Origin of the sequence: Methanothrix sp. (assembly GCA_029907715.1) — an archaeon.
Lineage (GTDB): Archaea > Halobacteriota > Methanosarcinia > Methanotrichales > Methanotrichaceae > Methanothrix_B.
In genome coordinates this window covers 12,262-27,584 of the sequence record JARYLI010000001.1, presented here as the reverse complement: position 1 = coordinate 27,584, position 15,323 = coordinate 12,262, and the positions used below count along the sequence as shown (strand labels likewise).

Genomic DNA, 15,323 nt, shown 5'->3' with positions numbered 1-15,323 from the left:
GATGGCCGCAGCCCGGATATCTGATGAATCTGTGCTCAGGGCGAGGGGCGCGATCAGGGCGAGAGCCCTGGAGTTTCTGAGGGTGCTGAGAGCGGTTGAGCAGAGCCTGTCGAGTTCTGAGGGGACGTGCCGGCTTGCCAGGGCGCTTGCGCTCCTGGAGCTCGCCTACCTCCCCCTCAGGCCGGAGATGTGCCCGTTCTGCATAGAGTACGCGGATGAGAGGTGCTCAGAGTGTGGATACGCAGAGACGCACGGAGGCATATGCAGCAACGATAATTCGAGGTTTGTTCAGCTCACAGATGCCATCATCGATCTGGGGACTGCCATAAAGTTCTCAGATCAGGACGATATGGAAGATGATAACCTTCAGAGCTCGATCAGCTCGGCCCGGAGAACGACAGATGCTCTGCTCTCAGAGCTGGACGGTCTGGATGCATCTGGGCTGATGCGCGCCAAGGCCTGGTACATAAAAGAGATCCTGCGCGCACTCCCTGTGCGGGGATCGCTCGACCCCCTCATAAGGGAGTGCATCAGCAGAGCGGAACTGTACTGGTGAGCTGGGAATTCCAGGGCTTTCTCTCTTTCTCTAATTGTGCATTCGCTCTTATACATCTGATAACTTATCCGCAGAGGCACCGGTCCTGCTATGCGCTCGTTTCGACTTATCTTCGACTGTGTCGAAGAGTTTCGCCGAAGTCGAAACTGTCGAAACCATTCAAAGTATTCGAAGGCCTGGCGAGCGAATGGGTATATTCAGCAACCGTCTTGAAGTCCTTCAAGTTGCTGAATACATAAGAGCTTTTTTTGCCTCAAGGGCCGTGGGTCCGAATATCTGAACAGACTTTCAGAAATCACGTGCACTGGCATGACGCCACATCATCGACCTCTTCAGCACCTCTGCTATGACGATAACTATCGTTGAGACCAGCCAGACCTGCAGCCAGGAGTCCAGAGTCAGCGGCAGCGTCTCGAATGCCCTCTGAAACACCGGAATGTAGATGACCATCACAACTGATGCGAGCGAGGCCACGATCCCGGCGAGCAGCTTTCTGTTCCCCAGGGGGTTCATCTGCAACACAGAATGATGGAATGATCGGCTGCTGTATGCATTGTATATCGCACATACTCCGAGAGATGCGAATGCCACACTTCTCGCGTAGCCGAGACCATCCTCGATGTTGATGAGAAACAGACCCAGTGTCCCGATGAGCATCGCAGCTGACGTGCCGAGGGTGTATCTGAGAACATCCCTCGACAGGATCGGCTCCTTCGGGTTCCTCGGGCGCTCGTTCATCAGCCCAGCCCGCGCAGGCTCCACAGCAAGGCCTATCGCGGGGAAGTCCTCAGCGACGACATTGATCCAGAGTATCTGAAGCGCCAGGAGCGGAGCGGGCAGGCCGACCAGCACCGCTATCAGTATCACAGCCACCTCTGCGAACGTCACCGCCAACATGTATGATGATGCCTTCCTTATGTTCTCGTAGATCCTTCTGCCCTCCTCGACAGCTGCGACTATTGTGGCGAAGTTGTCGTCTGCCAGCACCATGTCCGAGGCCTCCTTGCTAACATCGGTTCCGGCCCGGCCCATCGCGATCCCGATATCCGCAGACCTCAAAGCAGGAGCATCATTCACACCATCCCCGGTCATTGCAACAATATGGCCGTGCTCCTTCAGCGCCTTTATTATCCTCATCTTGTGCTCCGCAGTTGCCCTTGAGAATACGGAGATTCTCTCTATCCGATCGCTGAGCTCCTGATCGCTCATGCTGTCGAGCTCAGAGCCGTCCAGCACCTCCCCGTTGAGCATGCGCAGCTCCCTTGCGATCGCCTCAGCGGTGCGCTTGTGATCCCCTGTGATCATCACCGGTCTTATGCCGGCTCTCTTGCACACATCTATCGCTCCGAAGACCTCCTCACGCGGTGGATCCATCATTCCGAAGAGGCCTGTGAAGATCATATCCCGTTCAAGAGCATCCCTGCCCAGCTCTCCGGATTCGATCTGTTTGAATGCAGCCGCCAGAACCCGCAGAGCTCTGCCCGCCATCTCGTCCGCGGTCTCCAGAATTCTGTTCCTCTCCACCTCTGTCATGGGTCTGAGACCTGTGGGATCCATAATCCATGAGCACCTCTCCACGACAACCTCGACCGCACCCTTCATTGAGACCCGGAGACCGCTGTCGCATTCATGCACTGTGGTCATCCTTCTCGTGTCAGATGCGAATGGGTACTCGGTGACCTCCCTGCAACTCTCGCGTATATCCAGACCTGCCTTCCTGGCGAGCACTATCAGGGCTCCCTCGGTCGGATCGCCGGCGATCCGCCATCCATCCTCGAATACGACCTCTGAGTTGTTGCACAGAGCCCCCATGATTATCGTCTCCTTTAAAGCATCAACAGATCCAGGATCGATCTCAGTGCCATCAATCCTGAACACACCCTCTGGCACATACCCTGAGCCCGTAACCTCGACCCTGCGCCCGCACCAGACCTCTCTCACAGTCATCTCTCCCCTGGTCAGGGTGCCGGTCTTGTCGGTGCATATCACTGTCGTGGACCCGAGGGTTTCAACCGCGGGAAGCCTCCTGACTATCGCATTCCTTCTGGCCATGCTCTGCGTTCCATATGCCAGAGCGAGTGTCACGACGAACGGGAGAGCCTCAGGTATGCCGGCGACCGCAAGAGCTGCGGCAATCAGAAGCGTATCCAGAACTGGATTGCCCCTGTAGACCTGGATCGAGAAGACCACAAGAGCTGCAATGAATACCATAACTGCGAGGCTTTTGGAGAGCTGCTGCAGCCTGATCTTGAGCGGAGGCTCTGCAGGGGTCTCCTGGATCATCCCCGAGATCCTTCCGAGCTCTGTGCTGGAGCCCGTGGACGTCACAACAGCCCTTCCGTTGCCGTAGGTGACCATGGTGCCCATGAACAGCATGCTGCTTCGGTCCGCCAGGGGCGCGTTCTCATCCACAGGATCAGGGCTCTTTCTCACCGGATTGGACTCCCCGGTCAGCGACGACTCCACAAGCTCCAGGGCAGCTGCATCAAGTATCCTCGCATCCGCGGGGACTATATCGCCAGCCTCGATATAAATAACATCCCCGGGCACGATGTTTCTCGCCGGGACCGTGATCAGCCTGCCGCTCCTGAAGACCCTTGCCTCAGGTGCGACCATCTTCCTGAGCGCCTCCATCGCCCTCTCAGCTCTGTACTCCTGTACGAATCCCAGGATGGCTATGAACAGGAGAATTCCGAGAACCACGATCGCATTAGATCTCTCCCCTGAGAGCCAGGATATCGCTGCTGCAGCCAGCAACACCAGGACCATGTAGTTCTCGAACTGTCGCAGCAGGATCCTGACCGGGCCGGGTCCGGAGATTCGAGCGAGATCGTTCGGCCCGAACCTCTCAAGACGGGATGCTGCCTCGCCATCCGGGAGACCCTCGGGTCTGGAGTTCAGCAGCTTAAGAGCATCTTCAGGTGGCAGAGCATGCCAGTTAGCCATAAGACTGCAGTCTGTGGGTCAGTGCTATTAACCTTGTGATTGCAGCAAGGACCTCTGCTCTTCGATCACGCGGTCAGATACAGACCTCCACCAGTGCAGCAAAAGATTAAGGGGGAGAAGGTAAAGAGAAGCATGCATTCTGCGGGGAGTTGTGGAGATGGATCTGAAGGTGCCGCTTGATGTTCCAGGAAACGCGAGGGACGAATACATCAGGAACTACACAGAGATCACAGGAGGCTCCGGAAGGCTGATGCTGTTTGCAGGCGATCAGAAGGTCGAGCATCTGAACGACGATTTCTACGGCCAGGGGATAGCAGAGGATGATGCGGATCCGGAGCATCTCTTCAGGATAGCGAGCCGGGGCAGGATCGGCGTTTTTGCGACGCAGCTCGGCCTGATTGCCAGATACGGCATGGACTATCCGGCCGTTCCTTACCTGGTCAAGCTGAACTCAAAGACGAATCTGATAAAGACATCGCAGGCGGATCCGCTGAGCAGGGCATGGATTGATGTCCCGCAGGTCTTGGAGTTCAAGAGGGAGACTGGGCTCAGGATACTGGGCGTCGGCTACACAGTGTACCCTGGAAGCGAGCATGAGGCGATCATGCTAAGGGAGGCAGCCCAGGTGGTACACGATGCTCACAGACACGGGCTTGTTGTGGTTCTCTGGATGTATCCCAGGGGCAAGGCTGTGAAGGACGAGCACGACCCGCATCTGATCGCTGGAGCGTGCGGGGTTGCGGCCGCTCTGGGGAGCGACTTCGTCAAGGTGAATTATCCCCGGGCGGAGAATCCAGCTCTGGCATTCAGGGAGGCTGTGCTGGCGGCCGGCAGAACAAAGGTGGTATGCGCCGGCGGATCGAGCGAAGATCCTGAGGCGTTCCTCCGGAGACTCCACGAGCAGATCCACATCTCAGGCGCATCCGGAAACGCCACCGGCAGGAACATACACCAGAAGAGGCTCGAGGATGCGATCAGGATGTGCAACGCGATATACGCCATAACTGTGGAGAACAGATCCCTGGAGGAGGCGCTGCGCATGCTGCGGTGAACCTGGAACCGCCGCATCCAGGGGATTCCAGCCTGTTTGATGCAGTCGAGAATTCCTAAAACCCCACTTTTTGATATAAAATATCATCTATAAAATTACTTGGCCACATGGACAGATCGTAGAGAAAGAGGTTAACAGGAACGCTCTTATCCCAAAAGAGACACCGCTCCTGCTCTGCCCTCCTTCCGGGGAATGATTGCGTTCAGCAACCTCCAGGCATGACCCACAAGTTGTTGAACGCATAAGAGCGAACAGGAATACTCGGTAATATCCGGCGGTCGCTTCACTGTTTGATGCCAAGATGCCGGCTGGATAGATGCACCTGGCAGGCGGAGATCTTTTCGCATGGTTTCAGACCTGTGTACCTGCCGAAGATCTCGTTGCAGTCGTATGGCAGCCCGTGGCGAAGATCGTTTCACATGATATTAGACTTTGCACAGCCACTGGGAGATACACCGGCATTTCAGGCCGCAGAGGAGCCGACTAAAAGCGTACCGCATCTCAGAATCGGCATCTCCTCCAGGCATCATGAAAGGGATAGCTGAAGCATCTCTATGAGGATGACGATAAAATTTAAATCAAGTAATGATGATATTTCATGTGAAGGGGGTATAAAGACGAGATTTCTCATTCTCATGGCTGTGCTCATGGCGATCGGCTCAGCTGCTGCAGACCCGAGCTACGGCTCCAAGGTCCTGCCATACGATGCTGATGAGTCGAGAGCACTCAGCGCGTTCTCATCCGCGCCTGTGTTCGCTTACTCGGATGCAAACATGCGTGGGGTCTTCGATATATCGGATCCTGTTTATATCGATGTGGATCCCTCAGATGATGTGGTCAACGAGAACGATGTGAGGCTGACGCCCTTTGGACAATATCCTGCAGGAAGCCAGGTCAGACTAGGTGATCAGGATTACGGATACAAGCTCACACCATTCGGCATCGGTGGCATGACCGGCGCGCAGCTTGTCTACTTCGATGTTGATGGCGACGGAGCATACAGCATCGTGGACCCTGTTTACCTTGACGTCGGTCCAGAGTACGGCAGGATCGACGCAGGTGATGTGCGCATAACAGGTTACATGACGCTCCAGGCGGGAACCAGGGTCAGAGATTCGGATCCTGACAACGACAAGCCCGCACCTGTCCTGCCCGGGCTGCTGTGCTTCATGAACCTGAACGGGAACATAAACAGCGGTGGATGGGCGATCTACGATCAGGGAGACCGCATATACGTCGATACACAGCATCCATTCTATACAGTGACCGTGAACGACATAAGGCTCTTCATGTGAGCCGCATCTCACCCGACACTGGCCAGGGCGCGGGGGACGGCATGACCGGCATGCAGATGTGCTTATCACACAAGCCGGCCCGCGATCCTAGCCCTGCGATGGCAATTAATATTAGCAGATAGACCTGTTATCCATGCTCAGATGCCACTGGTATCATGCAGCCCTTCTGTTCGTACTCATTTTTTTCTGCACAGGCGAGGGGCTGGCTCAGAACGCAACCACAGATCAGCCTGCCCTCGAGGGTATATGGAGAGTATCGCTCGGCCAGAACGCCGTGACAATGGTCCTCCATCAGTTCGAGGGCCAGCTCTTCGGATCTGCCAGCTCCTCTGAGGAGTCATGGAACGGCGCTGTTATGGGATCGATGAACAACAGCACTCTGGAGCTGACGATCACGTTCTTGAGAGGTGGCGGTATCGCTGAAATAAGGCTGATCGGGAGCTGCTCGGACGAGGAGATGCGCGGAACGTTCTACAGATCCGACAGCATCGGAAACGCTGAGAGCGGAGATTTCGAGGCGATCCTGATAAATCCGGATACCTCTGGATACACGCCTGTCATGGAGGCGCAGTCAGAGGCTGGTGCATCACAGCCTGCATCCGCAATCGCATCTGACAACACATCAGACACAGCCTCCTCTGAGGCGCAGACCACGGGCGCCCAGAGCAGGTACACAGATGTGCACTCCCTGGCGCATCTCGTGCCTCCTGCAGCGGGTGTGATTCCGCCGGGCATCAACATGGGCGGAGCCGGCGGCATGGGGATGATGGGATAGATGCCTCCTCATATCAGAATTTACGATGTAACACAGAATATCAGCAGCATGCTGCCCGTATATCCAGGAGATCCGGGGTTCTCCAGAGAGGTGTTGAAAAGCCTGGAATGGGGTGACCCCTACACGCTCTCCGCGCTCCATCTCAGCGCCCACGCAGGCACGCACATCGACGCACCCTCACATTTCATCAGAGGCGGCAGATCCGTTCATGAGATTCCCATCGAGAGGTTGATCATGATGGTGGATCTCATCGACTCTGGGACTGTTGTCTCTCCTGAGAACCTATCGGGTCTGAACCCCCTCGCAGAGGGCGTCATCTTCAGAACAGGATCTCTCACTGGATACCTATCAGAGGGCGCCGCCAGAGCATGTGTGGACCGCAGATTAAAGCTGATCGGAACAGATGCTCTCTCAGTGGACAGCTCAGAGGAGGATGCCGTGCACAGGCTTCTGCTATCAAATGACATGCTGATCCTGGAGGGGCTGTATCTGGAAGGCGTCCCAGCCGGCGTGCACACGCTTCTCTGCATGCCGCTGAAGATCGAGGGCGCCGAGGCATCTCCGGTCAGAGCCATCCTGGCTCCGGCTGAGTGGCATCAGTGGATCCTCTGAGATCTCCGTCTCCAGGTCGAATTCATGAGGGAATGGTATGGATGCTGATAAACCAGCAGTATATGTATTTGATGATAAAGGTCGTCTCAGATACCTGAGCAGGACCGCTGAAATGCTGTCAGGGAGGATCTCGAGATGCAGATCCATCTATGAGCTCCTCGGGGTATCATGCGGCGACTGCCTGGCCTCCGCAGTTGCATCTGATGCTACCTCGAGGATCAGGGCGCGGATAGGCAGCTACAGTTCTGAGATGCCCCTCTCTGTTATTCCCCTCAGGGATCCCGACGGCTCCAGCGGGCTGATGATCATCTCCGACCTCTCAGGTTCTTTTGAGGAGAGAAGGGAGGAGCGGTGGTACAGGGCCGCGCTCGAAAGATCCAGAGAGGCTGTCTTTTTTGTGGAGGCTGCAAGCAGAAGGATCCTCGATGCAAACGCAGCCTTCCAGGAGCTGCTGGGGTACCCTCCGGAGGAGATCCAGTCCCTCACACTCTATGACATAATGGAGCAGGACAGGGAGGAGATCGATGAGATAATCAGGCAGGCTATGAGACAGGAGACCGAGAGCGTCCAGGTGTACAGATCCATCGACGGCTCGAGCATCGAGATGGTGGGGAGGTTCAGCCCGATCGAGGGCGATGGAACGCTGTGCGTCTTCCTATCCCCCTCTGAGAAAGAGGATTACATCCAGAAGAGAGATGTGCTCCTCGCCGGCGTCGCGATGGCTGCAAACCAGCTCCTGACAGTGGATGGATTTGAGAGGAGTTTGATGAACGCGCTCGAGTTCCTCGGATCCGCAGCTGATGTCGATCGTGTTTACATCTATCAGAACAGCGAGTCCGGGGATGAGGCTGTGCTCAGGTTCAGGTGGGAGAGGGGCAGCGTTCCCGCGAGCCTGGATGAGATGATTCGCTATGATGTGATCCCGCGCTGGCGCGAGCGTTTCCTGAACGACAGGCCTGTCCATGGAATAGTGGACGAGATGCCTCCGCAGGAGAGGGATATGCTGAAATGCCGCGGCGCGCGGTCAGTTCTGATATTCCCGATAACAATAGCGGACAGACTCTGGGGGTTCATCGGGTTCGAAGACTGCGAGCGCGAGCGATCCTGGAGCTGGAACGAGATATCCATACTCATGCTTGGGGTGGCCAGCATAGGCGGGGCGATAGCAAGAAGCGCTGCTGAGGAGAACCTACGCAGGAGCGAGGAGAGGTACAGGGAGCTCGTCGAGAACGCGAACAGCATAATCCTGAGGATGGACAAAAGAGGGAATGTGAGGTTCATCAACGAGTTCGCCCAGCGGTTCTTCGGCTACTCGGAGAGCGAGATCCTGGGGAAGTGCGTAATGGGCACACTCGTCCCTGAGATCGAGTCGACAGGAAGGGATCTCAGAGGAATGATCGCAGAGATACTCAAAGCGCCTGAGGACTACAGGACGAATGTGAATGAGAACATGAAAAAGAGCGGAGAGCGCGTCTGGATCGCATGGACGAACAAGCCAATCGTCTCTGAGAGCGGGGAGACGGAGATCCTGTGTGTTGGGAATGATATAACAGAGATCAGACGCGCGAAGGAGCGTCTCGAATCGATGAATCAGAGGCTTCTCGAGATAATAGAGTTTCTTCCGGATGCGACTCTTGTCATAGATGCGGATGGCAGGGTGGTGGCCTGGAACAGGGCCATGGAGGAGATGACAGGGATATCGAAGAGCGAGATCCTCGGGAAGGGGGATTTTGCCTATGCCCTGCCGTTCCACGGATGCAGGAGGCCGATGCTCATAGATCTCGTCATGAGATATGATGAGCATATCGCATCCCTTTATGAGAATCTTGAACAGAAGGGAGACACGCTCTACGCCCACGTCCACGTGCCATCGCTTTACAACGGACGCGGTGCATATCTCTGGGTCAAGGCCTCTCCGCTCAGGGACAGAGATGGGAGGATCGTGGGCGCGATCGAGTCGATGAGGGATATCACCGAGAGCAGGCTTGCTGAGATGGAACTGCTCAGGAGAGACAATCTTCTTGCCGGATCTGCTCTTGCGATAAGCAGTCTTTTCTCTGGAGAGGATTACGAGTCATCGATCAATGAGGCGATGCAGATTCTGGGGCTGATCTCACAGGTGGACCGCGTCTACGTCTTCGAGAACCAGGTGGGGGATGAGCCACAGCTCTGCCTGAGGTTCGAGTGGTGCAGGGATGGAATCAGGAGCTGGATAGACGATCCGATCTTCAGGGGTCTATCGTACAGCAGGTTCTTCCCGGGATGGTACGAGGTCCTGAGCTCTGGCAGGGTCATAAAGGGCATTGTGCGCGATCTTCCATCTCCGGTGAGAGAGATCCTGGAGCCGTATGGCGTTCTATCCATACTCATCGTCCCGATCACAGTCGGTGGGAGGTTCTGGGGCATCGTCGGATTCGACGATACAACCTGCGAAAGAGTGTGGACCGATGCCGAAGTCTCGATCCTGGTCGCCTCTGCCAGCACCATAGGAGAGGCGGTGGCGAAAAATGATGCCATAGAGCGGATGCGGCTTCTCGAGTCAGCGGTGGTCAACAGCAACGACGCGATCGTCATAGCCGCACCCGATCCATCTGATGGGATGCCCAAGATCGTTTACGTGAACGATGCGTTCACCAGGATGACGGGATACGGGAGAGAGGAGGTGCTCGGAAGGTACCCGGATTTTCTTGAGGGGCCGGAGACCGACAGATCGAGGACTCTGGAGATCCTTGAGGCGGTCAGGAAGGGAATGCCTGCGAACCAGGAGATCGTCAACTACAGGAAGGACGGCTCAAAGTTCTGGGTCGAGCTGAACATCTTCCCTGTGAGGGATCACAGGGGCGAGATCACCCACTGGGTATCGATACAGAGGGATGCAACCGAGAGGAGGCTCGCCGAGGAGCGTCTCAGGTGGAGTGAGCTTCTGATGAGATCCATGACCGAGAGCATACCCTTCGGATTCTATGTGCTCGACAGAGAGACGGGCAGGAGTATTTACCTCAACCACAGGTTCTGCGAGCTTCTGGGTGTTGAGGATCTCGAGGATGATCTCAGATCCGGAAGGATTGATGGCAACGATCTCTTCTCGCGGATAGGCTCGATGCATTCGGATGCAGGAGAAGCGCTCAGAGGGATCTACGGCCGCAGCGACGAGGCCGGGATCGAGATCAGAACAGATGATAGGGTGATAAAGGTTTTCGCGACGGATATCATCGACAGATCCGGGAGGTACTTCGGGAGGCTGGGCATCTTCGAGGACGTGACCCAAGACATAAAAGCGGCTGAGGACCTCAGAAAAGCGAAGGAGGCTGCTGAGGAGGCTGCGAGATCGAAGGCGGAGTTCCTTGCGAACATGAGCCATGAGATCAGGACCCCCCTGAACGCGATAATAGGCATGTCAGGGCTGCTCCTGAGGACAAGCGTCACCCCGGAGCAGAGGTCGTACGTCAGCGCAATACAGAGCAGCGGAAGTGCGCTTCTGGAGATGCTCGCTGACATACTGGATCTCTCGAAGATCGAGGATGGAAAGCTCGAGCTTGATTCGAGCCCGTTCAGCATCATGGAGTGCGTCGAGACCTGCATGGATATCCTCGCTGTAAAAGCGGGCGAGAAGCAGATCGAGCTGATCTATCTCATAGACGAGGATGTGCCGGAGCTGGTTATAGGAGATGTCACAAGGCTCAGACAGGTGCTGGTCAACCTTCTGGAGAACGCGATCAAGTTCACCGATAAGGGCGAGGTCTTCCTCAGGGTGAGCTGCCTGCATATGGATGAGGGCCTGTCAGAACTGCACTTCTCAGTCAGGGATACCGGCATAGGGATTCCTGCGGAGAGGATGAGCAGGCTCTTCCAGACATTCAGCCAGGTCGATTCCTCGATCACAAGGAGGTACGGCGGAACTGGTCTGGGTCTTGCAATCAGCAAACATCTCGTTGAGATGATGGGGGGCAGGATCTGGGCTGAGAGCTCCCCTGGAGCTGGCTCAACATTCCACTTCACGATAAAAGCAAGGGTCTCAGAGCAACCACAGGAAAGGAGCGATATGCTGAAGGGAAGGCGCGCCCTGCTGATCTACAGAAACGATACCGCCAGAAGTGTGCTAAAAACGCTGCTCTGCTCTTACAGGATCGATGTCGTGGATGCGCCCTTCCTGGATGACTCTCTTCTCAGGGAGAACTTCGATTTTGTGATCGCAGAATCTGCTGACGGCAGCGATATCATGAGAATAAAATCTGCCATGCCGGGCTCACGGGTTCTCGCGATCACGGATCTGCTGAAGCCAAGCGTCTCGCCCGATACGCCGGCGATCCCGAAGCCTGTGAAGCACTCGCAGATGATCTCAGCGATGATCGCAGTCACGGGGGCAGAGGAGGCCGACGCACCTCATGAGGTCGAGGAGCGCGACCTGAGGATCCTTGTCGCCGAGGACAATCCGGTGAACCTGAAGGTGGTGCTCATGATGCTCTCGCATCTCGGCTACAGGGCGGATACAGCGCGTAACGGGCTTGAGGTTCTAAGCGCCCTCGAGCATCGCGATTACGATCTCGTGCTCATGGACGTGCAGATGCCTGAGATGGACGGCCTGGAGGCGGCCCGGAGAATACGGGAGTTGAAGGGATATGAAGGACCACGTATCGTGGCGATAACAGCCTATGCGCTGGAGGGAGATCGTGAGAGGTGCATCGCAGCGGGAATGGACGATTACATAAGCAAGCCTGTGACAATGGAGAAGCTGAAGGCAGCGATCGAGAATGTGAAGGGTGTTCTGGATCGCTCGACGCTGTCCAGGCTCAGGGAGCTCCAGGAGGCGGGCGAGCCGGATGTGGTTGCGGAGCTGGGAGCGATATTCCTGAGCAACGCCCCATCAAGGATAGCATCGATGCATGAGGCCCTTGAAAAAAATGATCCGCATGCGCTACACAGGGCAGCCCACAGCATGAAGTCGGCAAGCGCGAGCATAGGGGCGCTGCGCCTGTCCAGGATATGCGCGGAGATCGAGGCGCTCGGGCGAGAGGCGAAGCTTGATGAGGTGGGGGAAAGGCTGAGGGCTCTGGATGAGGAGTTCGAGAGGGTCAGGAGAGAGCTGGAGAGGATTGCAGGGTGAGACATCCTGCCAGCGCCCGTGCCATCAGCTTCGGAGAAGCATGCGCGTGTCACGCAATGTCCAGATTGGGTTCCAGAAACTCCTGCAGCCAGCGGTCTTTACGCCTCCCGGGAGGGAATCGGATTCAGCCGCAAAGGTCAGGATTTCTGGCTCGTGGCTGAGAAGATCCAGCGCAGCGAGTGTTCCCCGCAACTGCACACAGCGCTGCCAATGGATGAGCGAAGTGACAAATACAACCATCTCGAGAGGTCTGCTGGATGACTAAGTACCTGATCATTCTGGGCACAACATCCCACTCAGGAAAGAGCATACTGGTAACCGCCATGTGCAGGATGCTCAAAAACCGCGGTCTTCGCGTCGCCCCGTTCAAGTCCCAGAACATGAGCCTGAACTCGTGGGTGACATCCTCAGGCGGAGAGATGGGGATAGCCCAGGCTGTGCAGGCATGGGCAGCCGGCCTGGAGCCGTCCGTGCTCATGAACCCCATACTGCTCAAGCCAAAGGGTGACCGGACATCTCAGGTCATAATAATGGGAAGGCCGGTGGCAGACAAGTCGGCTGCTGATTACTACAAGGATATAGACAGCCTGAAGGAGATCGTCGATTCCGCGATCGAGGAGCTGAGCAGGGATTACGATTACATCATCGTTGAGGGGGCGGGAGGGGCGGCTGAGATAAACCTCTTCGACAGGGATATCGCGAACATATACGTCGCATCCAGGCTCAGAGCCCCCGTAATACTTGTGGGGGACATCGAGAGGGGCGGGGTCTTCGCGAGCCTTTACGGGACTGTGAAGCTCCTGCCGCCCGAGATCAGAGATCTGGTTAAGGGGCTGGTCATAAACAAGTTCCGCGGGGATCCCGCAATACTTCAGCCGGGTATAAAAATGCTGGAGGAGATGACAGGGATCCCTGTGCTCGGGATCCTTCCGTACCTGGATCTGGAGATCCCCTCCGAGGATTCGGTATCGCTCTCTGACAAGAGAATCTCACAGAAAGAGGATTTGCCGGAGATAGCGATCATAAGGCTCCCCAGGATATCGAACTTCACAGACTTCGAGCCGCTGGAGCGATACGCCAGGGTCAGGTACGTCGATCTGAGGGATGATCTCGGAAATCCGGATGCAGTGATAATACCGGGCACAAAGAACACCGTATCAGATCTTGCTGAGATGAGGAGGTACGGGATGGATCGCAGGATTCTTGCCCTGAGGAACGTTCCGATTATCGGCATCTGCGGAGGGTATCAGATTCTGGGGAAGGAGATAATCGACTGCGGGATAGAGGATATCTGCGGATCCGTCCAGGGGCTGGGGCTCATCGATGCCGTGACCCGCTTCGATGCATACGAGAAGAGAACCGTTCAGGTCACAAAGGAGGTCACAGGAGACGGCCCGATACTGGGGAGGATAAAAGGGGAGCATGTAAAGGGATACGAGATACACATGGGTATCACGGACTCGAGGGAGGTTAGCGCGTTCGGAGATGATGGCTCTGTCACAAAGGATGGATTGGTGATGGGCACATACCTCCACGGCCTATTCGAGAACGAGAACTTCAGAAACGCATTTCTCGATTACCTCTACGAGCGGAGGGGGCTCAGGCGCCAGGAGGTCTCACGCAGCGACGGCTTTGACGCCCTGGCGAAGGCTGTGGAGAGGCATCTTGATGTGAAGAGTATACTGAGCATGCTTGAGCTGGATGTGTCAACAGATAATGAGAGCAAGCCTGCAGACGGAAATGCAGCACAGATGCATTAAAGCCGGTGAGACATGTTCAGAAAACTGTCCTCTGTCGGTTACGCCCTTGAAAGGCTCCTGGATCTCTGCTCTCCTGTAGATGAGATTGAGAAAATCCCGATCGAGGAGACATGCGGAAGGGTTCTCGCATCCGATGTTCTGTCGCCGGAGAATCTGCCGTCGTTCAACAGGGCCGCCATGGATGGATATGCTGTAAGATCAGAGCAGACACGCGGGGCATCTCAGAGTTCGCCCGTTCAGATCACAGAGCACGTGAGGGTGAGGACCGGCGCCGCTCTCCCAGATGGGTTCGATGCGGTTGTGATGCTTGAGGATTCGTTCTTGCGCGGCCGCGTCCTTGAGGTCACAGCCGAGCTCACCCCTTACAGAAACGTCTCCAGGGTCGGTGAGGATGTAAGAGCCGGGGATGTGGTTCTCGGCCGGGAGCACAGGCTCAGGCCTCCTGACCTTGCGCTTCTCGGGGCGGTCGGCATTGGCGAGGTGGATGTCTTCACCAGACCGCGTGTCGCTGTTATCCCAACCGGGGACGAGCTCGTTCCCAGGAGCAGCGTGCCGGCGCCGGGCGAGGCGCGGGAGATCAACAGCATCATGATATGCAGTTACGTGAAGCTCTGGGGCGGCGAGCCGCAGCTCTCCGGCGTGATACCGGACGACCGGGATTCGATAAAGCGTGTTATAAAGAGATACCTGGGATCTGATCTGATACTGATCTCAGGTGGGACCTCTGTAGGTGATAGAGATTATGCGCCGGGCGTGCTTGAGGAGATGGGCGAGCTGATGGTTCACGGCATCAGGCTGAGCCCTGGAAGGCCCACAGCTGTTGGATCCGTCAGCGGCACGCCGGTTGTGTGCCTGCCGGGATACCCTGTGGCTGCCCTGGCCTCACTGTACCTGCTCGTGAGGCCCGCGGTGAAGAGACTTGCGCATCTCAGAGATGATGTTCGGAGAAGAGATGCGATGCTCTCGAGAAAGATCCCCTCCAGGCCAGGGTACATCACCTTCGCGAGGGTCTCGCTGAAGGACGGGGTCGCTGATCCGGTAATGATCAGCGGCGCAGGCATACTGAGCTCGGTCGCGCGGGCTGACGGCTTCGTTCTGGTGCCTGAGGATCTTGAGGGGCTGGACGTGGGGGAGCAGGTCGAGGTGCATATATTCGAGTGAGAGGAGATCCCCGCAGAGATCTCCCCAAGGAACGCAGATTCCAGGCGCACTGCCCAGCGGGAT

9 protein-coding genes are annotated in these 15,323 nt (G+C 56.4%); 8 read left to right on the top strand and 1 reads right to left on the bottom strand.

Annotated elements, in window-relative coordinates:
- Position 1 precedes the first annotated feature (1 nt).
- The gene (locus QHG98_00100) at positions 2-556 is read left to right on the top strand and encodes a hypothetical protein (GenBank protein MDH7596134.1); all 555 of its coding nucleotides are present in this window, start codon (positions 2-4) and stop codon (positions 554-556) included.
- Between the two features lie 288 nt (positions 557-844).
- Here the strand turns inward: QHG98_00100 and QHG98_00095 are convergent, their stop codons facing one another.
- On the bottom strand, positions 845-3,502 hold the full coding sequence (locus QHG98_00095; GenBank protein MDH7596133.1) for a cation-translocating P-type ATPase: 2,658 nt from the start codon (positions 3,500-3,502) through the stop codon (positions 845-847).
- A gap of 157 nt (positions 3,503-3,659) precedes the next feature.
- On the opposite strand from QHG98_00095, the gene QHG98_00090 reads away from it, so the two are divergent.
- From QHG98_00090 to QHG98_00060, 7 genes are all read left to right on the top strand, one after another.
- On the top strand, positions 3,660-4,553 hold the full coding sequence (locus tag QHG98_00090; GenBank protein MDH7596132.1) for an aldolase: 894 nt from the start codon (positions 3,660-3,662) through the stop codon (positions 4,551-4,553).
- Between the two features lie 635 nt (positions 4,554-5,188).
- Positions 5,189-5,848, top strand: a complete 660-nt coding sequence (locus QHG98_00085; GenBank protein MDH7596131.1) for a hypothetical protein — start codon at positions 5,189-5,191, stop codon at positions 5,846-5,848.
- A gap of 133 nt (positions 5,849-5,981) precedes the next feature.
- Positions 5,982-6,623, top strand: coding sequence for a hypothetical protein (locus tag QHG98_00080; protein ID MDH7596130.1), 642 nt, complete (start codon positions 5,982-5,984; stop codon positions 6,621-6,623).
- Positions 6,624-7,235: a cyclase family protein gene (locus QHG98_00075; GenBank protein ID MDH7596129.1), complete on the top strand. Its 612-nt coding sequence runs from the start codon at positions 6,624-6,626 to the stop codon at positions 7,233-7,235.
- Between the two features lie 37 nt (positions 7,236-7,272).
- Entirely contained in the window at positions 7,273-12,339 is a 5,067-nt protein-coding gene (locus tag QHG98_00070) for a PAS domain S-box protein (GenBank protein MDH7596128.1), read from the top strand.
- 257 nt (positions 12,340-12,596) lie between these two features.
- Positions 12,597-14,099, top strand: a complete 1,503-nt coding sequence (gene cobQ / locus QHG98_00065) for a cobyric acid synthase CobQ (GenBank protein ID MDH7596127.1) — start codon at positions 12,597-12,599, stop codon at positions 14,097-14,099.
- 12 nt (positions 14,100-14,111) lie between these two features.
- A complete protein-coding gene (locus QHG98_00060; protein MDH7596126.1) occupies positions 14,112-15,260 on the top strand; it encodes a molybdopterin molybdotransferase MoeA in 1,149 nt (382 codons plus the stop codon).
- The last annotated feature ends 63 nt before the right edge of the window (positions 15,261-15,323 follow it).

Excerpts from the sequence above, each read along its gene's own strand:
- cobQ (MDH7596127.1), top strand. The coding sequence starts at position 12,597 with ATGACTAAGTACCTGATCATTCTGGGCACAACATCCCACTCAGGAAAG.
- QHG98_00085 (MDH7596131.1), top strand. The coding sequence starts at position 5,189 with ATGGCTGTGCTCATGGCGATCGGCTCAGCTGCTGCAGACCCGAGCTAC.
- QHG98_00095 (MDH7596133.1), bottom strand. The coding sequence starts at position 3,502 with ATGGCTAACTGGCATGCTCTGCCACCTGAAGATGCTCTTAAGCTGCTG.
- QHG98_00070 (MDH7596128.1), top strand. The coding sequence starts at position 7,273 with ATGGATGCTGATAAACCAGCAGTATATGTATTTGATGATAAAGGTCGT.
- QHG98_00090 (MDH7596132.1), top strand. The coding sequence starts at position 3,660 with ATGGATCTGAAGGTGCCGCTTGATGTTCCAGGAAACGCGAGGGACGAA.
- QHG98_00060 (MDH7596126.1), top strand. The coding sequence starts at position 14,112 with ATGTTCAGAAAACTGTCCTCTGTCGGTTACGCCCTTGAAAGGCTCCTG.
- QHG98_00100 (MDH7596134.1), top strand. The coding sequence starts at position 2 with ATGGCCGCAGCCCGGATATCTGATGAATCTGTGCTCAGGGCGAGGGGC.
- QHG98_00080 (MDH7596130.1), top strand. The coding sequence starts at position 5,982 with ATGCTCAGATGCCACTGGTATCATGCAGCCCTTCTGTTCGTACTCATT.
- QHG98_00075 (MDH7596129.1), top strand. The coding sequence starts at position 6,624 with ATGCCTCCTCATATCAGAATTTACGATGTAACACAGAATATCAGCAGC.